The 22,836-nt window shown below is 67.9% G+C and carries 18 protein-coding genes; 16 read left to right on the plus strand and 2 right to left on the minus strand.

What is annotated here, in order from left to right:
* The first annotated feature begins 9 nt into the window (after positions 1-9).
* A complete protein-coding gene (locus AC1PLS_RS00940) occupies positions 10-747 on the plus strand; it encodes an ATP-binding cassette domain-containing protein (RefSeq protein ID WP_481104092.1) in 738 nt (245 codons plus the stop codon).
* Entirely contained in the window at positions 744-2,216 is a 1,473-nt protein-coding gene (locus tag AC1PLS_RS00945) for an ABC transporter permease/substrate-binding protein (RefSeq protein WP_481104093.1), read from the plus strand. Before AC1PLS_RS00940 ends, AC1PLS_RS00945 begins: the two co-directional genes overlap by 4 nt.
* 9 nt (positions 2,217-2,225) lie before the next feature.
* On the opposite strand, the gene AC1PLS_RS00950 is transcribed toward AC1PLS_RS00945, so the two are convergent.
* Positions 2,226-3,407 carry an aminotransferase class V-fold PLP-dependent enzyme gene (locus tag AC1PLS_RS00950; protein ID WP_481104094.1) on the minus strand — a complete coding sequence of 394 codons (1,182 nt, stop codon included), beginning with the start codon at positions 3,405-3,407 and terminating at the stop codon, positions 2,226-2,228.
* Between the two features lie 65 nt (positions 3,408-3,472).
* Here AC1PLS_RS00950 and egtB point away from each other — a divergent pair, with 65 nt between their 5' ends.
* Genes egtB through AC1PLS_RS00965 form a run of 3 tightly spaced genes read left to right on the plus strand, consistent with a single transcriptional unit; the run spans position 3,473 to position 6,030 of the window.
* The gene (egtB, locus tag AC1PLS_RS00955) at positions 3,473-4,762 is read left to right on the plus strand and encodes an ergothioneine biosynthesis protein EgtB (RefSeq protein ID WP_164740847.1); all 1,290 of its coding nucleotides are present in this window, start codon (positions 3,473-3,475) and stop codon (positions 4,760-4,762) included.
* Entirely contained in the window at positions 4,759-5,745 is a 987-nt protein-coding gene (gene egtD, locus AC1PLS_RS00960) for an L-histidine N(alpha)-methyltransferase (RefSeq protein WP_104576570.1), read from the plus strand. Before egtB ends, egtD begins: the two co-directional genes overlap by 4 nt.
* Positions 5,746-5,760: 15 nt before the next feature.
* Positions 5,761-6,030 (plus strand): DUF3253 domain-containing protein, encoded by a 270-nt coding sequence (locus AC1PLS_RS00965; protein ID WP_166771503.1) that lies wholly within the window; start codon positions 5,761-5,763, stop codon positions 6,028-6,030.
* Positions 6,031-6,283: 253 nt separating this feature from the next.
* Here the strand turns inward: AC1PLS_RS00965 and AC1PLS_RS00970 are convergent, their stop codons facing one another.
* Entirely contained in the window at positions 6,284-9,991 is a 3,708-nt protein-coding gene (locus tag AC1PLS_RS00970) for an indolepyruvate ferredoxin oxidoreductase family protein (RefSeq protein ID WP_481104095.1), read from the minus strand.
* Between the two features lie 193 nt (positions 9,992-10,184).
* Here AC1PLS_RS00970 and AC1PLS_RS00975 point away from each other — a divergent pair, with 193 nt between their 5' ends.
* The 11 genes from AC1PLS_RS00975 to AC1PLS_RS01025 all read left to right on the plus strand — a co-directional run bounded on the left by AC1PLS_RS00975 (position 10,185) and on the right by AC1PLS_RS01025 (position 22,462).
* Positions 10,185-10,823: a tetratricopeptide repeat protein gene (locus AC1PLS_RS00975; protein WP_481104096.1), complete on the plus strand. Its 639-nt coding sequence runs from the start codon at positions 10,185-10,187 to the stop codon at positions 10,821-10,823.
* 904 nt (positions 10,824-11,727) lie between these two features.
* On the plus strand, positions 11,728-12,645 hold the full coding sequence (locus tag AC1PLS_RS00980) for an AEC family transporter (RefSeq protein WP_104563830.1): 918 nt from the start codon (positions 11,728-11,730) through the stop codon (positions 12,643-12,645).
* A gap of 65 nt (positions 12,646-12,710) precedes the next feature.
* Positions 12,711-13,784: a hypothetical protein gene (locus tag AC1PLS_RS00985; RefSeq protein WP_481104097.1), complete on the plus strand. Its 1,074-nt coding sequence runs from the start codon at positions 12,711-12,713 to the stop codon at positions 13,782-13,784.
* A 152-nt stretch (positions 13,785-13,936) separates the two neighbouring features.
* A complete protein-coding gene (locus tag AC1PLS_RS00990) occupies positions 13,937-14,569 on the plus strand; it encodes a ParA family protein (RefSeq protein WP_016904235.1) in 633 nt (210 codons plus the stop codon).
* 14 nt (positions 14,570-14,583) lie between these two features.
* Positions 14,584-15,060 carry a SixA phosphatase family protein gene (locus AC1PLS_RS00995; protein ID WP_016904234.1) on the plus strand — a complete coding sequence of 159 codons (477 nt, stop codon included), beginning with the start codon at positions 14,584-14,586 and terminating at the stop codon, positions 15,058-15,060.
* A 3-nt stretch (positions 15,061-15,063) separates the two neighbouring features.
* Positions 15,064-15,636, plus strand: a complete 573-nt coding sequence (locus AC1PLS_RS01000) for a YceI family protein (RefSeq protein WP_024939492.1) — start codon at positions 15,064-15,066, stop codon at positions 15,634-15,636.
* Positions 15,633-17,654, plus strand: coding sequence for a phospholipase D family protein (locus AC1PLS_RS01005; protein ID WP_026064751.1), 2,022 nt, complete (start codon positions 15,633-15,635; stop codon positions 17,652-17,654). Before AC1PLS_RS01000 ends, AC1PLS_RS01005 begins: the two co-directional genes overlap by 4 nt.
* A gap of 277 nt (positions 17,655-17,931) precedes the next feature.
* Positions 17,932-18,360, plus strand: a complete 429-nt coding sequence (locus AC1PLS_RS01010) for a hotdog fold thioesterase (RefSeq protein WP_024939490.1) — start codon at positions 17,932-17,934, stop codon at positions 18,358-18,360.
* Positions 18,361-18,381: 21 nt separating this feature from the next.
* Positions 18,382-19,281, plus strand: a complete 900-nt coding sequence (locus AC1PLS_RS01015) for a lysophospholipid acyltransferase family protein (protein WP_181126434.1) — start codon at positions 18,382-18,384, stop codon at positions 19,279-19,281.
* Positions 19,282-19,344: 63 nt separating this feature from the next.
* The gene (locus tag AC1PLS_RS01020) at positions 19,345-20,331 is read left to right on the plus strand and encodes a YheT family hydrolase (protein WP_481104098.1); all 987 of its coding nucleotides are present in this window, start codon (positions 19,345-19,347) and stop codon (positions 20,329-20,331) included.
* Positions 20,332-20,389: 58 nt separating this feature from the next.
* Entirely contained in the window at positions 20,390-22,462 is a 2,073-nt protein-coding gene (locus AC1PLS_RS01025; RefSeq protein WP_481104099.1) for a tetratricopeptide repeat protein, read from the plus strand.
* Positions 22,463-22,836: the final 374 nt, after the last annotated feature.

Consider the following 22,836-nt stretch of genomic DNA (forward strand, 5'->3'; position numbering starts at 1 on the left):
CTCGAGCGCATGTTCACTCTCGACCAGGTCAGCCGGCGCTACGGCCAGGCCATTGCCCTCGACTCCGTCTCCCTGCCGTTCGCCAGCGGCATCACCACCGCCTTGATCGGCCCCAGCGGCGCTGGCAAGTCCACCGTGCTGCGGATGCTGGTGGGGCTGGAGTGGCCGGACAGCGGCACGGTCGCCTTCGATGGCGCGCCGCTGCAACGCGCCGGCCTGCAGGCGCAGCGCCAGCGCATCGGCTATGTGATTCAAGAGGGCGGGCTGTTCCCGCATCTGGATGCACGCAGCAACGTGGTGTTGCTGGCGCAGACGCTGGGCTGGACGCGGCAGCGTATCGACCAACGCCTGCAGACCCTGTGCGCGCTCTGCCAGTTGCCGCCGGAGTTGCTGGCGCGTTATCCGGCCGAACTGTCTGGCGGTCAACGCCAGCGCGTGGGCTTGATCCGTGCGCTGATGCTGGATCCACCGGCCCTGCTGCTGGACGAGCCACTGGGCGCGCTCGACCCGATCGTGCGTTACGACCTGCAGGCGCAGATGCGCGCGCTGTTCGCCCAGCTCGGCAAGACCGTGGTGCTGGTGACGCACGACGTTGCCGAAGCCGCCTACCTGGCCGACACCCTGGTGCTGATGCGGGCCGGCCAGGTGGTGCAGCAGGGCAGTGCACGCAGTTTGCTGGAACAGCCGGCCGATTCGTTCGTGCAGCGCTTTCTCACTGCGCAGCGCAGCATCGGCGACGCCGCATGATCGCGCGCGTGCTGCTGGCCGTTGCCCTGCTGATCGCAAGCGTCGGTGCGCAGGCTGCGCAGGTGACGATCGGCTCGAAAAACTTCACCGAGGCCGTGCTGTTGGGCGAGATCGCCACCGCCGCCGGGCAGCGCGACGGCGTGGACGTGCAACACCGCGCGCAGCTCGGTGGCACGCGCATCCTGTGGCGCGCGCTGGAGACCGGGCAGATCGATGCGTACGCCGAATACACCGGCACGCTGGCGCAGGAACTGCTGCAGCTGCCCAAGGCCAGCCAGGCCGAACTGCGTGCCGCACTGGATGCGCGCGGGCTGGCGATGACCGACTCGCTCGGCTTCCAGAACACCTATGCCTTCGGCATGCGCGTCGAGCGCGCGCAGGCGCTTGGCATCGCATCGATGTCGGATCTGGCACGGCATCCATCGCTCAAGATCGGGCTGAGCAACGAATTCATGCAGCGCGCCGATGGCTGGCCGGGCGTGCGCGCCGCCTATGCACTGCCGCAGACCGCGACCGGGCTGGATCACGATCTGGCCTATCGCGCGCTGCAGAGCGGGGCGATCGAGGTCACCGATCTGTACAGCACCGATGCGGAAATTCCGTATTACCGGCTGCAGGTGCTGCGCGACGACCGCCATTACTTTCCCGATTACCAGGCAGTGTTCCTGTATCGCAAGGACCTGGCGCAGCGCTCACCGGCGATGCTCATGGCATTGCAGGGGCTGCAGGGGCGCATCGACGAGGCGACCATGCAGCGGCTCAACGCACAGGTGAAGCTGGAGCGTCAGTCCGAGGCGGCGGTGGCTGCGCAGTGGCTGGGCGTTGCGCCGGCATCGGCAGCCGACTCGCGTGTGGCGCGTCTGCTGCGGCATACGCGCGAGCATCTGGCCCTGGTCGGCATCTCGTTGGGCTTTGCCTTGCTGATCGCGTTGCCGCTGGGCGTGCTGGCGGCCCGGCGGCCGCGGCTCGGGCAGGTGGTGCTGTCGTTGACCGGCGTGCTGCAGACCTTGCCGTCGCTGGCGGTGTTCGTCTTCATGATTCCGTTGTTCGGCATCGGCGCCAAACCGGCGATTGCCGCGTTGTTTCTCTACAGCCTGCTGCCGATCGTGCGCAACACACATGCCGGGCTGACCTCGATCCCGCGCGAGTTGCGCCAGACCGCCGAGGCGATCGGGCTGCCGGCATGGACGCGCCTGTGGCGGGTGGAACTGCCGCTGGCGCGTCGCACCATCGTGGCCGGCATCCAGACCGCGGCGGTGATCAACGTGGGCACCGCCACACTGGGCGCGTTGATCGGCGCAGGCGGCTACGGCCAGCCGATCCTCACCGGCATCCGCCTGGACGATATAGGCCTGATCCTGGAAGGCGCGATTCCTGCGGCGGTGCTCGCATTGATCGTGCAGGCGGTGTTCGAAGGTCTGGAGCGCTGGGTCACCCCGCGTGGACTGCGCATCCGCCAGCGCGGCTGAGCCCGACGGTTACGCGGCTGGCAGCGCTGCGATCAGGGCTGAGAGCGCATCCTCGGTGACATTGAGGTGCGGTGCGATACGTAGACGTCCGTGTCGGCGCGTGCAGATCGCCCCGCGCGCGCCGAACGCCGTCGCCACCGCATCCAGCTGATTGGCTGGCGGCTGCAACGCGGTCAGATGCGCCGCGTGGGCGGGCGCGCACCAACTGCCCAGACCGCGTGCCTGCAGCGCCGCATCCCAGCGCGCGGTGAGCGCGCCCAGCGCCTGCGCGATGCGCGCCGGTTGCCAGGCAGCTACCTGCTGCAAGGCCACCGTCGCCATCGCGATCCTCATTGGATCGGCAACGCCGCCGGCATCGAACCGGCGCGCACCGCTGCGATAGGACGGCGCCTGGGCGACCGGAAATTCCCAGCTGCTGCCGGCATCGCGGCCGATCCAGTGTTCCTCGATCGGCACCCCGTGCGCCCGCCATTGCGGGGCCACCCACAGCCAGGCCAGCCCCATCGGCCCCAGCAGCCATTTGTGGCCGACGCTGACCACGAAGTCCGGCCGCCAGCGCGGCAGGTCGGTCGGCAGCACGCCCAGGCTCTGGCTCAGATCCAGCACCAGCGCCGCACCGCGTGCGTGCACCGCGGCGCTGATGCGGTCCAGATCGAGCTGTCGTCCATCCAGCCAGTACGCATGCGGCAACGTCACGATGCGCAAGGCCGGTGTCTGGGCGATGGCCTGCAGCACCGCCGCGGTCAAGGCATCGCCACTGGCCGTGGACACCGCCACGATGTGCGCGCCCATCTCGGCACAGCGGCGTTGCCAGATCAGCAGGTTCGAGGGGAACTGGCCTTCCAGCAGCAGCACCGCCTCGCCACGTTGCAGCGGCAGGTTGCGTGCGGCAGTCGCCAGGCCGTGCGCGGCCGAGGGCAGCATCGCCACGCCGTCGGCATCGACGTCGAACAGGCCTGCAGCGAGCGTGCGCAAACGCTCGATGTCCTGCAGCCAGGCATCGAACGACAGCTGCCACGGGGTGGCCAGCGCATCCACCGCCTGATGCGCGACCGCTTGCACCGCGCGCAGCAGCGGGCCGCGCGAGGCGGCATCCAGATAGGTGATGTCGGCAGGTAACGCAAATGCCTGCTGGCGGCGTTCCCATTCGACGGGCGCGGGGAGCAGGCTGGACAGGGAAAAAGAAGGCATGGCGACAGCTTACCGCTGGCTGCCACGCTGCCGACACGGCGCGTTCACAGGCGCTCCTCAAGCATATGGCGATGTCTGCACTCTCATCTCTGCTGGGCCACCACCAGCAACAGCAGCTGACGCTGCTGGAACGCTACGCGCAGACCCGCGCGCTGAGCGATCGCCTCGCCGCACCCCTGAGCGCTGAAGACGCGATGGTGCAGAGCATGCCCGACGCCAGCCCCAGCAAATGGCATCTGGCGCACACCACCTGGTTTTTCGAACGCTTCGTGCTGCAGGCCGATCCGGCCTACCGTGTGTTCGACCCGGCCTGGGATTTCCTGTTCAACAGCTACTACCAGAGCGTGGGCCCGATGCACGCGCGCGCGCGTCGCGGAGTGTTGTCGCGGCCGTCGTTGCAGCAGGTGCGCGACTACCGGGCCGCAGTCGATGCGCAGATGCAGCAGCGCCTGCGTGACGGGGTGTTGGACGCGCAGGCTTGCACCATTGTGCAGCTCGGCATCCAGCACGAGCAGCAGCACCAGGAATTGCTGTTGACCGATATCAAGCACGCGCTGTGGAGCAATCCGCTGCAGCCGGCGTACCGCGATGCGCCGGCACCGCCTGCGGCCGTCGCCAGCACGCTGCGCTGGCAGGCACGCGACGAACAGATCGTGGAGATCGGCGCAGCGGCATGGCCGCAGGCCGACACCTTCGCCTACGACAACGAGTCGCCGCGTCATCGCGTGCTGGTCGGTGCGCATGCGTTGGCGCATCGGGTGGTCAGCAACGCCGAGTTCCAGCAGTTCATCGACGCCGGTGGCTACCGCAGTGCCGGTGCCTGGCTCAGCGATGGCTGGGCGATGGTGCAGGCGCAAGGCTGGCAGCACCCGCTGTATTGGGACGCGGACGGACGCGAGTTCACCCTGGATGGCTGGCGCCCGCGCGACGCGCATGCGCCGGTATGCCATCTGAGCCTGTTCGAAGCCGATGCGTTCGCGCGCTGGGCCGGCGCACGCCTGCCCACCGAAGCCGAGTGGGAACAGGCCGCCACCGGTGTGCCGGTGCAGGGCAATTTCGTCGATAGCGACGCCTTGCATCCGCGCGGCGCCGACGCGGTGGATACCGGCCTGCAGCAGTTGTTCGGCGATGTCTGGGAATGGACCGGCAGCGCCTACCTGCCGTATCCCGGCTTTGCGCCGTGGCCCGGGTCGCTGGGCGAATACAACGGCAAATTCATGAATGCGCAATGGGTGCTGCGCGGCGGCAGCTGTGCCACGCCGGCCAGCCACGTCCGCGCCAGTTACCGCAACTTTTTTCCCTCCGATGCGCGTTGGCAGTTTGCCGGCGTGCGCCTTGCCAAGGATCTGCCTTGAACGCCGCCGCCCATGCCATGCAACGCGCGCACGCCGCGCTGACCGACCTGCGCCCGCAACCGGATGACATCACCGCCGACGCGCTGGCCGGGCTGTCGCAAACGCCCAAGACGCTGCCGTCGAAGTATTTCTACGATGCGCACGGCTCGCAGTTGTTCGAGGCGATCACCCGGCAGCCGGAGTACTACCTCACCGGCACCGAACTGGCCTTGCTGGAGGCCAGCATGACCTCGATCGCGCAGGCGATCGGCGCTGGCGTGCACGTGGTCGAATACGGCAGCGGCAGCGGGCGCAAGACCGAATTGCTGCTGCAGGGCCTGCGCGATGTGGTGGCCTACACGCCGCTGGAAATCTCGCGCACGGCCTTGCTTGAGAGCACCGCGCGGCTGGCGCAGCAGTTCCCGCAGATCCAGATGCTGCCGGTATGCACCGACTTCACCAAGCCGCTGCAGCTGCCGCAGGCGCAGCGCCCGGCGCGCCGGCATCTGGTGTTCTTCCCCGGTTCGACGTTGGGCAATTTCACCGATGATGCCGCCGTCGAGTTGCTCGATGCGATGCGCCAGACCATGGGCAGCGACGGGTGCGCCCTGATCGGCATCGATCTGGACAAGGATGCCGGACTGATCGAGGCCGCCTACAACGATGCGGCCGGCGTCACTGCCGAGTTCACCCTGAATCTGCTGGCGCGGCTCAACCGCGAGATCGGTAGCGACTTCGATCTGGACGGCTTCCGCCACCACGCGGTGTATGCGCGCGAACGCGGCCGCATCGAGACCTTCCTGATCAGCCAGCGCGCCCAGCGCGTGCAGGTGGGCGGCAAGGCATTCGAATTTGCCGAAGGCGAGGCGATGCAGGTCGAATACAGCTACAAGTACACCGACGCGCGCTTTGCCGAACTTGCCGCCGCTGCGGGGCTGAAGGTCACCCACGGCTGGAACGATGCCAAGGACTGGTTCGGCCTGCGCGTGTTGCGCCCGCTCTGAGTTCTGGCCTCTGGCGTGCAACGGATCGACGATGCGCAGATCGTCGCGACCATCCGCGCGCTGCTGGCGCGCCGGCGGCCGGAGCAATCGATTTGCCCGTCCGAGGTCGCGCGCGCACTCAGCGGCGACGAAGCGCGCTGGCGCGCGCTGATGCCGCAGATCCGCAGCGTTGCTGCCGATCTGGCCGGCAGCGACGTGGTGCAGATCAGCCAACGTGGTGACGTGGTCGATGTGCGAACTGTGCGTGGGCCGGTCCGCCTGAAACGCGGTCTGCATTTCGAATGACGGGTGGGGCGCTGCGTGTGCAGCACCGCTCGCGTGCGCGGCAGGAGCGCCTTGGCTGGCCGATCGTAACGCCGGCAGCCTATCGCCCCAGCCGGCACTGACCGCCGTCATGCGGCAAACGTGATCAGTCGCCGCAGCAGCGGCCGTTGCGCGGCGTCTGTGCCACGACCCACCAGCCCGTCACTGCCGCACTACCGGCAACGCCCCATCATCGGCGCGCAACGCTTTAACGCTGCAACGCCGATCCGCAGACCTACGCCGCCTGCACCACATGCAAGGCCTTGGGATTGCGCCACTGCACCAGCAGCGCCGCTTCGCGTGCCTTGGCTTCTTCCAGATGCGCGTGCTTGATATGCCCGTAGCCGCGGATATGTTCGGGAATGCTGGCGATCTGCGCGGCCAGGCCGACGTTGTCGGCATCCAGCCGTTGCAGCAGCGTGTCCACTGTTGCCACGTAATCGGCAATCAGCTGACGCTCGCCACGCCGTTCGGCGCTGTAGCCGAACACATCCAGCTTGCCGCCGCGCAGGAACTTCAGCCGCGCCAGCAGCTTGAAGGCAGTGAACATCCACGGCCCGTATTCGCGCTTGATCGCGTGGCCTTGCGCATCCTTCCTTGCCAGCAGCGGTGGTGCCAGGTGGAAGCGCAGCGTGTAGTCGCCTTCGAACTGCTGCTGCAGCCGGCGCTGGAAGTCGCCACGCGTATACAGCCGCGCCACTTCGTATTCGTCCTTGTAGGCCATCAGCTTGAAGAAGTAACGCGCCACTGCCTCGCTCAACGCGCTGCTGCCGGGCGCCTGTTGCGCCTCGTGCGTGCGCACGCGCTCGACCAGGCTGCGATAGCGCTGTGCGTAGGCTGCATCCTGGTAGTCGGTCAGAAACGCCACGCGCCGCGCGATGGCTTCGTCCAGCGACTGCGCCAGCTGCTCGTCGTCGAGCGGATGCGTGGGCGCATCGACATCGCCATGCAGCGTGTTGCCGTCGCTCTGCGCCAGCGCATGCGGTGCGGTCTGCCCGCCAAGATCGTGTTCTTCCCAGCTGCCCGGTGCGCGCGCTGGCGGCGTATCGCCCTGTGCATGCGCACGCTCGCCACCCTTGCCCAACCCGGCAGCCTGCTGTACCGCCGGCAGGTCGATCGCGGCCAGGCGCCCCCACGCAAACGCCTGCTGGTTCATCGCCACCGCCGCGCCATTGAGCTCGATGGCGCGCATCAGCGCGGCGTGCGACAACGGCACCAGCCCGTGTTGCCAGGCATAGCCGAGCACGAACAGGTTGCTGGCGATCGCATCGCCCAGCAGCGCGGTGGCCAGTTGCGTGGCATCCAGCAACAGCGGCTCCTGGCCGCCCAATGCGGTGCGCACGCCGGCAATGATCTCGGCGGCGGGGAACTGCAGATCCGGCTGGGTGGTGAAGTTGCCCGGCATCGCTTCGTAGGTGTTGAGCACCACCTGGGTGCGGCCGTCGCGCACCTTGGACAAGGCCCAGTAATCGTTGACCACCACCATGTCGCAGCCCAGCACCAGATCCGCTTCGCCGGCCGCGATGCGCACTGCGTGGATATCGGCCGGCCGGCGTGCGATGCGGATATGCGTGGTCACCGCGCCACCCTTCTGCGCCAGGCCGGTCTGGTCCAGCACCGTGGCGCCCTTGCCTTCCAGGTGCCCGGCCATGCCGAGCAATGCGCCGATGGTCACCACGCCGGTACCGCCGACGCCGGTGATGAGGATGTTCCAGGGCTGTTGCAGCGTGGTGCGTTGCGGCGGCGCGGGCAGGTTGCCCAGCAAGGCGCTGGCATCGCGCTGTTTGCCCTTGCGCGGCGCACCGCCATGCACGGTGACAAAGCTCGGGCAAAAGCCCGACACGCAGGAATAATCCTTGTTGCAATTGGATTGGTCGATCTGCCGCTTGCGGCCGAACTCGGTCTCCTTGGGCAGTACCGACACGCAGAAACTCTTTTCGCCGCAATCGCCGCAGCCTTCGCACACCAGCGAATTGATCATGACGCGCTTGGGCGGGTCGACCAACTTGCCGCGCTTGCGGCGGCGGCGCTTTTCGGTGGCGCAGGTCTGGTCGTAGATCAGGATCGACACGCCCTTGACCGTGCGCAACTGCTGCTGCACCGCATCCAGTTCGCTGCGATCGTGGAACGCCACCTCGCTGGGGAAGCGATCGCGCCGGCGCGTCCATTTGCCGATGTCGTCGCTGACCACCGCGATGGTGTGGATGCCTTCGGCGCGCAGCTGCTGCGCGATGTCCGGCACGGTGAGCGTGCCGTCCACCGGCTGGCCGCCTGTCATCGCCACCGCATCGTTGTAGAGGATCTTGTAGGTGATGTTGACGCCGCTGGCGACCGACTGCCGGATCGCCAGCGAGCCGCTGTGGAAATAGGTGCCGTCGCCCAGGTTCTGGAACACGTGCGGCGTTTCGGTGAACGGCGCCTGCCCCGACCAGGTCACGCCTTCGCCGCCCATATGGGTGAAGGTGTCGGTGGAGCGGTTCATCCAGGTCACCATGTAATGGCAACCGATGCCGCCCAGCGCACGCGAGCCTTCCGGCACCGCGGTGGAGGTGTTGTGCGGGCAGCCGGAGCAGTAATGCGGCACGCGCGGGAACAGCGCGCGCGGCAAGGCCATTTCGGCCTCCTTGCTGTCCATCCAGCGCAGCCGCTGTTCGATCGACTCGGTCATCGCGCTGGACGGCAGTGCAAAGCGCTGGATGCGCTTGCCGATCACTGCGGCGATCGTGGCGGGGGTCAACTCGCCGGTGGACGGCAGGATCCATTCGCCCTGCTCGTCGTACTTGCCGACGATGCTCGGCCGCGCACCGGCGCTGGCCGGCCAGTTGTAGAACAGCTCCTTCATCTGGCGCTCGATGAAGGCCTTTTTCTCTTCCACCACCACGATGTCGTCGAGCCCGCGCGCGAACGCGCTGATGCCCACCGGCTCCAGTGGCCAGGTCATGCCGACCTTGTACACGCGGATGCCGATCTGCGCGCAGGCCTGCGCATCCAGGCCCAGGTATTCCAGCGCCTGCAGCACGTCCAGATAGCTCTTGCCGGTGGTGACGATGCCCAGCCGCGCATGCGGCGAATCCAGCACCAGCTTGTCGATCTGGTTGGCGCGTGCAAAGGCCTGTGCGGCAGCGATCGCATAGCGGTGCAGGCGCATTTCCTGGTCCACCGGCGGGTCCGGCCAGCGGATGCTCAGGCCGCCCGCCGGTAGCGCAAAGTCCTCCGGCAACACGATGCTGCGGGCGAACGGATCCACATCCACCGAGGCAGACGACTCCACCGTCTCGGCAATGGTCTTGAAGCCGACCCAGCGCCCGGTATAGCGGCTCATCGCCCAGCCGAGCAGGCCCATGTCCAGGATGTCCTGCACCCCGGCCGGGTTGAGGATCGGCATCATCGCGCTGACGAATTCCTCTTCCGAGCCGTGCGGCAGGGTGGAGCTGCGGCAGGCATGGTCGTCGGCGGCCAGTGCCAGCACGCCGCCATACGGCGAGGTGCCGGCGGCGTTGCCGTGCTTGAACACATCGCCGCTGCGGTCCACGCCCGGGCCCTTGCCGTACCACATGCCGTAGACGCCCTGCACCTTGGCACCGGGGAACAGGTTGGTCTGTTGGGTGCCCCAGACCATGGTGGCGGCCAGGTCTTCGTTGAGGCCGGGGGTGAAGGTCACCCTGGCCGCGTCCAGATGCTTGCGCGCACGCCACAGCTCCAGGTCGAAACCGCCCAGCGGGCTGCCGCGATAGCCGCTGATGAAGCCGGCAGTCGCAAGGCCGGCGGCGTCATCGCGCAGGCGTTGCATCAACGGCAGCCGCACCAGCGCCTGCACGCCGGACAGGTAGATGCGCCCGTCGGCACGCGTGTACTTGTGCTCCAGCGTGTAATCCGCATCCACCTGGCCGAGCTCCGGCGTGTTGGCAGAGTCGGGAGAAGAGAGTGCAGCAGTACTGGTCATGGCGTGCCCGGAAAGGGTGGCTGGGACCCGATGCGTGTCATCTGAAACCAATGACCCGCCCGACGGATTCCAAAACGGCGGTGCAAAGTGTAACAGTCGCCCTTCACGCGCCCGTTGCATGCGGATGCACAGCCGTCGCGCTGCGGTTACGATGGGGACGGGAAGGGTCGTTTGCTGTCAGGGGATAAAGCCAGTGAAAAGGAAATACGCATGGGCCACGATGTTGGCCTTGCTCGGGGGCGTGTGGTCGATGGCGCAGGCGCAGAACCTGCCCAAGCCCAAGGAGTTCTATTTCGACGAAGATCGCGGCACCACCAAGGCCGTGGTCGCGGTACAGGGGCAGGGCGATGCGGTGGTCGACCGCCTGGCGGCGATGGTGCAGCGTGACGCCCGCGCGGCCGAGCCGCGCGCGCAACTGGCCTCGCTGGCCTATGCCGGGGGACGCACGCAGTTGGGCGACGAGCTCTACCAGGGTGCCCTGGGGCTGGTCTCCAACGGCAGCCAGCAATACCGTGCCATCACCTGGAACTACGGCTGGGATCTGTTGCGCGCCGACCAGCCCGACAAGGCCTTGCAGCAGTGGGCCAGCCTGGCCAACGGCCGCCCGGCCGCGCCGGCCTGGTTGCCGACGACTGCGGCGCTGGCGCTATGGCGCAGCGGGCGTAAGCAGGAAGCGGTCGAGTGGTATGCCGCCGCAGTGCGCACCTGGCCGGATCGCTGGAGCAGCACCGCCAGCTACGCCACCTTGCTGCCGGATTGGCGCGAGGCCGAACGCGCCAGCCTGGCCGAGGTCTTTGCGGCATGGCAGGCGAACCCGCCGGCGTTTCCGTAACTCGGCGGCGGGCGCGCTGCAGAAAGCCCCGTAGCGCGCTGCTGTACATCACGTCGCACGGCGTTTTGCGGCCGGCGCCAGCGGGCAATGCGGCCACGCTCCAAGTCATTGCTTTGGGTGTCGTGCTTGGAAGGATTGGTCAGCGCTGATGGATCAGTTGTAGAGCGGATGATCTGCGGCTTTGTTGCAGGGCCCTTGCCCGCCCACCATCGCGGGACACGCCGCAAGTACGTCCGTGTAGGCTCTTACGCGGCATCCATGCCGCGTAAGGTCCCGCGACGGTGGGCGGGCAAGGACTGGTCGAGATGGTCGGTCTTTTGAGGCAGTCGTCCGTGCGATAGCTCAATCGTAGAGCGGTTGATCTGCGGTTTGGCTGCAGGGCCCTTGCCCGCCCACCATCGCGGGACACGCCGCAAGTACGTCCTTGTAGGCTCTTACGCGGCATCCATGCCGCGTAAGGTCCCGCGACGGTGAGCGGGCAAGGACCTGTGGAGATGGTCGGTCTTTTGAAGCAGTCGCCCGTGCGATAGCTCAATCGTAGAGCGGTTGATCTGCGGCTGGGTTGCAGGGCCCTTGCCCGCCCACCATCGCAGGACACGCCGCAAGTACGTCCGTGTAGGCTCTTACGCGGCATCCATGCCGCGTAAGGTCCCGCGACGGTGGGCGGGCAATGACCCGTCGAGGTGGTCGGTGCGCATGCTCAAGTGCAGTGCGGATTCGCGTTGTTCGATAGTGATGGGCCGGATCCTAGAAGCGGCAAGCCTCGACATGCCTGTCGCCAGGCGTTGAGCGAACGATCTGCGGCCACACGTGGGCACGCTCGCCGATCCAGACGGACGCCGATCCAGGCACGACGCTCACTATGCGATGCTGATTGCTGCTTTCCCACGGACCTGACCACGCCATGGCAGTGGATGCATTTGCGTTGATTCTGGCGATGTTGGGGCTCGGCCTGCTGTTCGCGCGCTTGCGGGTGCTGCCGGACAACAGCGCCGATGTACTCAATCGCATCGTGCTGTACATCTGCCTGCCAGCCTCGGTGCTCACCTATGTGCCGCGGTTGCACCTGGATGCCTCGCTGGGTGGAGTGATCGCCACGCCGTGGCTGCTGACCGCAATCATCGTGCCGCTGCTGTGGGGCTGCAGCCGCCTGTTCCGGTTCAAGCGCGAGGAATACGCCGCGTTGCTGATGTGCGTGGTGTTCACCAACTCCAGCTTCATCGGCTTTCCGATGGTGCGCGCGTTGATCGGCGATCACGCCCTGCCGTATGCGGTGGTCTACGACCAGTTCGGCACATTTGTGCTGTTATCGACGTTCGGGCTGTATGTGCTGGCCCGCTACAGCGGCGACACTCCGCCGACCGCAAAGCTGATCCTGTTACGCGTGCTGCGCTTCCCGCCGCTATGGGCATTGCTGTTTGCATTGACGATGATGCCGGAACAGCCGCCGACCTGGATTGGCGCGGGCTTGAAGAGCCTGGCCGACGCGATGCTGCCGCTGGTGATGCTGGCGGTGGGCTTTTCGCTGCAGTTGCGCCTGCCTGCGGACGAACTCAAACCCTTGGCCGTGGGCCTGGCCTTCAAGTTGGCAGTGATGCCGATCCTGGCGTTGCCGTTGTCGTTGGCGCTCGGCCTGCATGGCGCGATGCTGCAGACCAACGTGCTCGAATCGGCCATGCCCACCATGATCACCGCCGCCGCGCTGGCCATCTCGCATCGGCTGGCGCCGCGCCTGGCCGCAGCGATGGTCGGCTACAGCATCCTGCTGTCGCTGCTGACCCTGCCTGCATGGGCCTGGTTGTTGGCGCGCCTGGTGGCTTGATAGGGCCTGGTCCGTATGAAATGCTGGCCCGCAACACTGCGCGCCCATACGGATAGGAGCAACACATGCAGGGATATCGCTTGATCACCACGGCGTTGCTATGGCTTGGCAGCGTCTGCGCGGCACATTCGGCAATGGCGGCAGCGCCTGCGAGCACAGCGGCTGCGGCCAACGATCCGCTGGTGGATCAATGGGCGCGTCAGGTCGGCCAGACCATGCAGGCACGCCTGCGCAGCATGGCGGCCAGCGGCGAGCCCAGGCAGCTGTATCTGGCCGGTCTGTTGTGGGTCGATGCCGAGGACGACGCGGCGTCGGCCGCAGACGGAGGCTATGCCCCCATCCAGCGCGTCTGGCTGCAGCGTGCCCTGGACGCGCGGCCGCGCGACCCGTTGGTAGCGCGCATGGAATCCGCCGGTTGCGCACCTGCGTTGCGCTGTGACCCAGGCGCTGCGCTGGCGTTCCTGGAGCAGACCGATGCCGGCAACGCCAGTGTGCATCTGCGTGCCTATACGGCTGCGCAGCGCCGCGGCGACCAGGCGGCTGCCGAGCGCGCCTGGCAGGCGGCCGTGCAGTCCGATCATTTCGACAGCGGTGCGCTGGCATTCGGCAAGGCCCTGCATGCCAGCTACGACAGCGTGCAATGGCCATCGCTGGCCTCGGTCAGCCTGCGCGCGCAACTCGACGCGCAAGGCATGCCTTCCACGGGCGCAGACATGGCGGCGATGTTCGTGATGGGTGCCTGGTCTGCACATGCACTTCCCGCGCTGGGCGATCTGATGCGGCGCTGCAGCCCCACCGGTGTCACGGCCGCGTTACGCGACGAGTGCATGTCCGTGCTGAACAACGTGGCCAATGACGAGTCCACCTTGGCCACCGCCCTGATCGGCAGCAGAGGCATGGCGGCACTGAGCAGCGGCGCCGATGCCACGCGCTGGCAGGCGCGGGTGCGGGAACTGCAGTGGCTACAGCAGCAGGAGCAGCTCCGCGCGTCCGGCGTCGATGGCATGTCCGACAAGCTGGAGGCCGTCCTGACGCAGGGCGAAGTGCCGGCGTTGCGTGCGCGGTTACAGCGTCAAGGCCTTGCAGTGCAGCCGCCAGCGGGTTGGCAGCCGGGCGCACCGGGCCACCAGACCCGCTGATCCGCTTGGCCGGCGCATGTCGCCTCGGCCATTCGCCAGCGGACGATGCTGCAGTGCGAGAGCGATCGCCGGTTCACGTTTAACGCCTTTCGACTACTTCCTCACTTCGTCGCGGTGTACGCTGCCGGCTTGCTCCCGGAAGCGAGGCGTGCATGAAGACAGTCCTGGTGGCCGGCTCCAAAGGCGGCGTCGGCAAGACCACGATCGCCACCAATCTGGCCGCCCATGCGGCCTTGCAGGGCCAGCGCACCGTGCTGGCGGACGCCGATCCGCAAGGCTCGTCCACGCGCTGGGCGCAGCGTCGCGCCAGCCTGGAAAGTGCGGTATTGCCGATCGACGCCACCCGCCGGCGCAACTGGCAGGCCGCGGTGCCCGACGGCACCGACCAGCTGGTCATCGATGCTCCGGCCGGTGCGATGGCCGACGACCTGAGCGGCTTCCTCGACCACGTCGATGCCATCGTGGTGCCGGTATTGTCCTCGGCGCTGGATATCGAAGCGGTGGTCGGCTTCCTCAACACGCTGGCCAAGGTGCCGCGCGTGCATCAGCGAAAATTGCCGGTGGGCCTGGTGCTCAACCGCGCCCGTCCCTGGACCCAGACCTCGCAGCAAGCTGCCGAGATGATCGGCGCCTGGCCCTATCCCCTGGTAACCCAGCTGCGCGACACCCAGGCCTATGTGGTGATGGCCGGGTTGGGGCGCAGCCTGTTCGATTACCGCTCGGCGCAGGTGCGCGACCATCAACAGGACTGGGAGCCGCTGTTCAAGTGGCTCAAGAAGTCCTAGACCGGAGTGTTTTCATGCGCGAACTGATACTGCTTCGACACGCCCACGCCGAGCCGGCCGATACCGGCCAGGCCGATCTGGATCGCCCGCTGTCCCCGCACGGCATCGCCGAGGCCGAATCTGCCGGCCGCTGGCTGCGCGAGCAGCGCTTGGTGCCCGACCGCGTGCTGTGCTCGCCGGCGCGACGTGCGCGCGAGACGCTGGAAGCGGTGCTGGAACTCACCGGCTACATCGAACAACGCCTGGACGAGCGGATCTACGACGCCACGCCGGGCACCCTGGCCAGCCTGGTGGACGAACACCGCGATGCCGAGCGCCTGCTGCTGGTCGGCCACAACCCGGGCCTGGAACGGCTGGCCGCCTTGATGCACAGCGGCCAGACCGGCGACTACCGCGGCATGCCGACCGCCGCGATCGCCCTGCTGGCACTGCCGCTGGATGCGGCCATCGAACCGGGCATCGCCCGCCTGACCGCCTTCTGGTGGCCTTGATCCGTGTCATCGTCGCTGCGCTGGTTTGCCTGGCTCGCGCTCTGGGTCGCTCTTCCCTGCATGGCGCAGCAGAAGCTGCATTCCATCGATCCAGTGCAATCGCGCTTCGGGTTCGAGATCAGGACGCGCTTCGGCATGAAGATCGAGGGGTTCTTCCCGCGCTTTCGGGGTGAATTGGCGGAATTGCCTGACGGGCGCCAGCAGGTGCGCTTCCGTCTGGACGCCACGCAGGTGGAAATTCCCGGCAAGGACCGCTACACGGCGTGGATGCGCGGCGAGGATTTTTTCGACGTCGCGCAGTATCCGGTGGTGGAATTCGAGTCGTTTCCCTATACCGCGGAGGTGGTGAAGAAGGGCGGCGACATCACCGGCAACCTGACCATTCGCGGAATCACCCACATCGAGACCCTGCACGTGGTGCCGGCTGAATGCGCGCGGCCGGGCTATGATTGCGATGTAATCAGTCGAGGTACGGTCCTGCGTGGACGTTACGGAATGAATGCGTGGCAGATGGCCCTGGGCGACAGGGTGACGTTCATTCTGCGTGGGCGGTTGCAGGAGGCGCGGCGCCCGTGAGGTTCCTGTTGAGGGTGCTTGTGCTGGCAACGCTGTTGCTCGGCACCGGATGCGCCGGCCTGTCGCAAATCGAACGCAACCGTGCCGCCGGGGTGGCGGCCGCTGCCCGCAGCACCGTGGTCAGCTGCACGCAGGCCAATCGTTGTGCCCAGCTCTCGCCGCTACGCGCGCTGGGTGGCGAGGCGATCACCGCCTCCACGCCGGCCGCGCCGCGGCATTACGCCACCATCGTCGATCACGGTGAAGAATCGCTGGTGGCGCGGCTCAACCTGATCCGCAGCGCCACCCGCAGCATCGACCTGCAGACCTACATCTTCGACAAGGACGACAGCGCGCGGATGGTGCTGGATGCGCTGACCGATGCGGCGCAGCGCGGGGTCAAGGTGCGCATCCTGATCGATCAGCTTTCGGCGATCGCCGATCTGCAGATTCTCGGTGCGCTGGCCAGCACCCACGAAAACCTGCAGCTGCGCATCTACAACCCGACCTTCGGCAAGGTCAAACTCAATTACTTCGACTATGCCGGCAGCGTGGTGTGCTGTTTCCGTCGCTTCAACCAGCGCATGCACAACAAGCTGCTGGTGGTGGACGACGTGCTCGGCGTGGTCGGCGGCCGCAATTACCAGGACGACTATTACGACTGGGACAGCGAGTACAACTTCCGCGACCGCGACGTGATCCTGGCCGGACCAGAAGTACGCGCGATGGCCGCCAATTTCGATGCGTTCTGGCGCGCGCGCCGCAGCGTGCCGGCCGAGCGTCTGAACGATGTCGGGCGCCTGCTGCTGGAGCAGGGCGCGCCCAAGATGCCGCCGGCCACGTTCCGCCGCCCCGATCGGGTGGAGCGGGTCGATCAGGAGGCGCGCGATCCGCAGTTCGTGCGCGATGCGTTCGTGACCCCGGCCATGCCGGTGCAGCGCGTGCTGTACGTGGCCGATCTGCCGCAGAAGCATCGCAAGGAGCACGCCGCCAAGGCGGTGTCCACCGCGCCCGAGCTGGACGGCCTGATTGCCGGCGCGCAGCAGGAAGTGCTGCTGCAGACGCCGTATCTGGTGCTGTCCGACGAGGCGCAGGCGATCTTCCGCGCATTGCGCCAGCGCCCACAGCCGCCGCGGATCGTGGTGTCGACCAATAGCCTGGCCGCCACCGACAACCCGATCGTGTATGCGCTGTCGTACAAGTTCAAACGCCGCAACATGCGCGAGCTGGGCTTCAACGTCTACGAGTTCAAGCCGTTCCCGCTGAACGCGCCGGTGGAGTACGCCAACCTGGTGCCCGATCCGCTCAACCCTGCGGCGGCCGAGCCGGCCGAAGACGATGGTCGGGTCAACCGGGTGATCGGCGGCAGTGCGGCCGGCAACGCCATGCGTGGCAGTGGTGGCGGTGGCGGTGGCACGGCCGGCACTGCGATCCGCGGCAGCGGGGGTGGCGCAGGCCGTGCGCCCGGCGGCAGCGAGGTCGATCGGCGCGTGCTGCGCACCGAGACACGGCCCTCGTTCCTGGGCACGCGCGCGGTCAACAAGCCGCTGCCGGTGACCCGTGCCGGTGCGCGCATGGGCCTGCATGCCAAGTCGTTGGTGGTGGACCGCCGCATCGGCGTGATCGGCACGCACAACTTCGATCCGCGCAGCGAGAACTACAACACCGAAGCGGCGGTGGTGATCGACGATGCGCGCTTTGCGCAGGCGCTGGCGGCCAGCATCGAGCGCGACATGGCGCCGGAAAACGCCTGGACAGTGGCCCCGCGCGAAAAGCCGCCGGTGCTGAGCGGATTGAACTACAGCGTGGGCAAGGTGTCCGAAGCCTTGCCGGTGCTGGATTTCTGGCCCTGGCGCTATGCCACCAATTACGAGTTCCAGCCGGGGCCGGGTTGCCCGTTCCCGCTCAAGCGCCAGGACCCCCAGTTCCGGCAGTGCTATGTGGCGGTAGGCGATTTCCCCGAGGTCAACGTCGGCCCGAAGTGGCTGCTGGTGCGGATGCTGACCGCCTTCGGTGCGGGATTGGTGCCGATCCTCTGATCGCAGCGGTGCTGGCCCGTGGCCGGCATCGAGACGGCGCGTGGCAACCGGTGCATCGTGGAGTGACGCACCGCTGCAATGGCGCGGTGCGCTGCGGTAGGGAAATGGGCGGCGCGCCACACACCGCCATCCGCCGAAGTCACCATCGCGGCCCGGCTCGTAGCGCCAGCCAAAGGCAGTTGCATCAGATCCCAGCGCCGCAGATGCTGTCCCGATTCCCGATTCCCGATTCCCGATTCCCGATTCCCGATTCCCCCCAATCCCCAATCCCCAGCCTATGACCTTCCGCGAACCCGTCGACCTGGCCGCCCTCAACGCCTCCAGCCGTGACACCTTGATCGAACATCTGGGCATCGTGTTCACCGCCGCCGGCGACGACTGGCTGAGCGCCACCATGCCGGTGGATGCGCGCACCAAGCAGCCATACGGCCTGCTGCACGGCGGTGCGTCGGTGGTGCTGGCCGAAACCCTGGGCAGCAGCGCCGGCAACCTGTGCGTGGACATGACCACCCAGATCTGCGTCGGGCTGGAGATCAATGCCAATCACCTGCGCGCCGCCACCGATGGCTTGGTCACCGGCACCGCGCGTGCGGTGCATGTGGGGCGCAGCACCCAGGTCTGGGACATCACCATCGAAAATCCGGCCGGCAAGCGCGTCTGCGTCTCGCGGCTGACCCTGGCCGTGGTCCCGCGCAGCAATGGCTGAGTACGCCGTGCAAGTGCATGGGTGGAACAGCGCCACCCGCGGCGGGCACTGCGCGCAGGCCACGCTGCTGTCACAATAGTTGCGCTTCCTTCCCCTGGTACCGGTCCGGTTCCGTCAATGAGCGAGTCATCCCTGGACGCCACGCGCGACGCTGGCAGCGTGCTGCGTTGGTTCCGGTACCTGTATCGGGTGCCGTTGTTGCTGATGCATCTGAGCATCTGCCTGCCGATCACCATGCTGTGCGTGGTGGCGCCGCCGCTGGCGCGCATCCGCACCGGGCGCGACGACACCCTGGACGAGCTGATGATCCGTTGGTGGCAGGGCAACCTGATGCGCATCTTCGGCTTCCGCCTGCGGCGCTTCGGCACCCCGCTGCCGGGCGCGACCCTGTTCGTGGCCAACCACGTCAGCTGGGTCGACATCTCGATGCTGCACAGCCAGCGCGTGATGGGCTTTGTGGCCAAGCGCGAGATCGCCGGCTGGCCACTGGTCGGCTGGCTGGCGACCAAGGGCCAGACCATCTTCCATCAGCGCGGCAATACCGAATCGCTGGGCGGGGTGCTGCAGGAAATGCTGCTGCGCCTGCGCAGCGGCAAGCCGGTGGGCGTGTTCCCCGAAGGCCGCACCCGTGGCGGTACCGAAGTCGGCCCGTTCCACGCACGCATCTTCCAGGCCGCGGTCGAGGCCGGCGTGCCGGTGCAGCCGGTGGCACTGCGCTACGGCGAGCGCGGCAATGCGCAGGCAGTGGTGGCGTTCGGCGAGCGCGAGAGTTTCTTCGCCAATATCGTGCGTCTGCTCGGTGAGCCGTCGCGGCTGGCCGAGGTGCATTTTCTCGAGCCGATCCGCGCGCTGGATATCGAAGGACGCCGCCGCCTGGCCGATACCTCGCGGCAACGCATCATTGCGGCAATGGAGTCCTGAGCCGACGATGCAAGCGCTCATCACCCCTGCGGCCTGCACCCCCTTGTCTGGCCCGATGAGCGCATGAACGCCTCCGACTATCTGCCGCCGCGCTGGCTGCGCAATCCGCATGTGCAATCGGTGCTGGGCAGCAGCGCCTTGCGCCGGCTCCGTAGCCGCCAGTTGCTGGCCGCCAGCGGCGCGGTCACCAGCGAACACATTCTCGACGGCGGCGACGGCGTGCGCCTGCAGGGCTGGATGAGCATCCCGCCCGGCGATGCCCCGGTGCGCGGCACGGTGCTGCTGCTGCACGGCTGGGAGGGCAGTGCCGAGTCCAATTACATGCGGCTGACCGCCGCGCGCCTGCTCGGCCTGGGCTATCAGGTGTTCCGGCTGAATTTCCGTGACCACGGCGGCACGCACCACCTCAACGTGGACCTGTTCCACTCCGATCGCATCGAGGAAGTGGTCAATGCGGCGGGCGATCTGTGGCGGCGGTTTCCCGCGCCGCAGTTGCTGGCGGCGGGCTATTCGCTGGGCGGCAATTTCGCGTTGCGGCTGGCGCTGCGGGCACCGGCGGCCGGGCTGCCGCTGGCGCGCGTGGCGGCGGTGTGCCCGTTGCTGGATCCGGCGGCGACGATGCTGCAGCTGGAGAAGGGCCCGCAGTTCTACGATTGGTATTTCCGCCGCAAATGGCGCGAGTCGCTGCTGCGCAAGCGCAAGCTGTTCCCCGATCAGCACGGCTACGACGACGCCACGCTGGCGCTGGACATGCGCGGGTTGATGGCCTGGCTGGCCGAGCAGCACACCGGGCATGGCTCGCTGGAAGCGTATTTCGACAGTTATTCGATCGCCGGCGAGCGCCTGGCCGGCCTGCAGGTGCCGGTGGACATCCTGATGGCCGAGGACGACCCGGTCATTCCGTTCGAGGATTTCGCCGCCTGGCAGCTGCCGGTGCATGCGCAGCTGGAAATCGCGCGCTGGGGCGGCCACTGCGGCTTTCTGGAAAATGCCCGCGGCGATGGTTTCGCCGAACGCTGGGTGGCCGAGCGGCTGGCGGCGCAGGTGTAGGTCGGCGCCACCCCGCGCATCGTTACAATAGGCGTTTGTCCTGGACACGCCCTCCGCCATGCAAGACGCCATTCTTCAAGCCCTGCGCCGCAACGCGGCCGACGATGCGGTGGCGCTGGCCCGCGAGTGGGTCCTCAGCGCGCCCGAAAACGCCGCAACGCATCGCTGGCTGGGCCTGGCCCTGCAGCAGCAGGGTCAACCGGCGCTGGCGCTGGCCAGCATCGAAACCGCGCTGACGCTGACGCCGGAAGATGCCGATCTGCATCTGCTGCGCGCCGGCCTGCTGTTGGCGATGCGCGAGCTGTCGGCGGCGGACGACGCGTTGTCGCGCACCACCGCGCTCGACCCAAACCAGTTCAACGCCTACGTGATGCAGGCGCATCTGGCGGTGGCGCGCGGCGATCTGGACGAGGCGCAGCGGCTGAGCCGCACCGCCGCGCGTCTGGCGCCCGAGCACCCGCAGTTGCTGGCCGTCGATGGCGTGGTGGAACTGCGCCGCGGCCAGGGCGAGCGCGCGCTGTCGCTGCTGACCCGCGCCGCCGAGCAACTGCCCGACGACCCGCGGGTGATGTTCGCGCTGGGCTTTGCGTATCTGCAGAAGGAGCATTTCGCGTTTGCCGAGCGCGCCTTCGAGCGCGTGGTCGAGCTCAATCCGCCCGGCACCGCGCTGCGTGCCTTCATCGCCCAGCTGGCCCAGCGCCAGGGCCGCCTGGACGATGCGCTGGCCGCGATGCAGGGCGTGTTCGCCCAGCCCGGCGGCGATCTCCCGTCCATGCGCCGGCTCGCCGGCGAGATGGAATTGCAGGCCGGCCGCCCCGACCAGGCCGCCGCGCACCTGCGCCTGGCGCTGGCGCACTGGCCGGCCGACCGCCGCACCTTGCATGCCTTGCTGACCGCCTGGGAGCGGCTGGGCGCGGTGGACGATGCGCGCGACACCCTGGACGCGGCGCTGGCCACCTCGGCCAATGCGCACGACCTGTGGCTGGCGCGGCTGGCGGTGGAGCCGGTCGGCGGGCCGCAGGCGCAGGCGGTGATCGAGCGCTGGCTGCTGGCCATGCCCGAGCATCTGCCGGCACTGGAAGCGCTGATGCGCGTGCACGACATGCAGGGCCATGCCGAACAGGCGGAAATGGTGGCGCGCCAGATCGTGGCGGTGGAGCCGGGCCGCCTCAGCGGCGAGCAGCGCATCGTCGAGGCGCTGCTGGAGCGCGACCCGCCGGCGGCGATCGCCTGCGTGCAATCGCTGATCGACTCGCTGCCCGAGCCACAGCAGACCGTGCTGCGGCCGTGGCTGGGCAATGTGCAGGACCGCGCCGGCCAGCCCGAGGCGGCCGTGGCGACCTGGATGCAGTTCCAGCGCGAACAGGCCCAGCACCGCCTGCCGTTGCCGCCGCTGGCCGCCAAGCAGCCGATGCAATGGCCGGAGCTGGGGACCATTCCCGAGAGCGTGACGGCACGGCCGCTGTTCGTCTGGGGCACGCCCGGCTCGCATGTCGAACGCCTGGTCGCGGTGATGGGGGCGGCCACCCCGCTGGTGCGCGACGACCGTTATGGCAGCACGCCGCCGTCCGATGCGCTGCAGAGCTACCGCACTGTCGAGCAGCTGGCGTCCGGCGAGCTGGCGCCGATGGCGCTGGTGGAGGGCTGGAAGGCGCAGCTGCCGCGGCGCGGTATCGACGACGGCAACGTCATCGACTGGCTGCTGTGGTGGGACAACACCTTGCTGACCGCGCTGCGCCCGCACCTGCCCGAAGGCCGGCTGGCGATCGCGCTGCGCGACCCGCGCGACATGCTGCTGGATTGGCTGTCGGCCGGCGCGCCGGCACCGCTGGCCGTGCAATCGCCACAGCAGGCCGCCGACTGGCTGTTGACGGCGCTGGAACAGCTCGCCGTGCTGCACGAGCGCGATCTGTATCCGCACCGGATCATCCGCCTGGACGGCATCGAGAGCGACCCGCAAGGCATTTCCACCGCGCTGGAACAGGCGTTCGGCCTGCGCTTTCCGCTGGTCGAACCGCGCGGCCCGGCCCGCCTGGCCGCGGGTCGCTGGCGCAACTACCGCACTGTGTTGGGCGCGCAATTCGATCTGCTCACGCTGATCGCGGTGCGCTTCGGTTACCCGCAGGACTGAGCACCGCTCAGCACGGCCGCGCTCACTGCCAGGTGAGCGCGGCCGGCGCCCAGGGCGGCCTTCGGCGGCGCAGCCCGCGCCACCCCGTAGGAGCGGCCCCGGCCGCGAAGAGGCGTTACCGATGAACGGCTACCGACGATGCAGCGTTACCGGTATGTCCCGTCGCGGCCAGGTCCGCTCCTACGGTGGGTGCAGATTGGTCAGCAACCGAATGTGGCGCTCACTGCCCGGCAGGCGCGGCCTGTGCCCGGCGCGGCATGCCTTCGGCGGCTGCCCGGTAGGAGCGGCCCCGGCCGCGAAGAGGCGTTACCGATGAACGCGGCCACCGACGATGCAGCGTCACCGGTCGGCACCGTCGTGGCCAGGGCCGCTCC

This window comes from Xanthomonas sp. NCPPB 3218 (genome assembly GCF_056725185.1).